The sequence below is a fragment of the Staphylococcus sp. EG-SA-15 genome (assembly GCF_017151895.1).
GTDB lineage: Bacteria > Bacillota > Bacilli > Staphylococcales > Staphylococcaceae > Staphylococcus > Staphylococcus aureus.
In genome coordinates, this window is sequence record NZ_JACVZN010000112.1 from 1 (window position 1) to 251 (window position 251).

Sequence of the window (251 nt, forward strand, 5' to 3'; positions counted from 1 at the left end):
TTTACAACTGCACCGACAAAGACAAGTACTACAACAAGACATCTAAAGATAAATAATATTACACGGTTTGTTGATAAAAATTCAATATTAGATTGACCGTAATAGTAATTACCTACCACAGATGAAAGTGCATTTGGTATCGAACAAGTAACTGGTGGCGCTGTAGGTGCTGCGGTTCTTCAAGGTATCAAACGTGGTTTATTCTCTAACGAAGCTGGTATGGGTTCTGCGCCGAATGCAGCGGCAACTGC

At 40.2% G+C, this 251-nt stretch carries 2 pseudogenes; one reads left to right on the forward strand and one right to left on the reverse strand.

Going from position 1 to position 251, the window contains the following annotated elements:
- Positions 1-131, reverse strand: a pseudogene (locus tag IDG64_RS14565) (alanine:cation symporter family protein); the annotation flags it as partial.
- On the opposite strand from IDG64_RS14565, the pseudogene IDG64_RS14570 reads away from it, so the two are divergent.
- Positions 115-251, forward strand: a pseudogene (locus tag IDG64_RS14570) (alanine:cation symporter family protein); the annotation flags it as partial. The pseudogenes IDG64_RS14565 and IDG64_RS14570 overlap by 17 nt on opposite strands.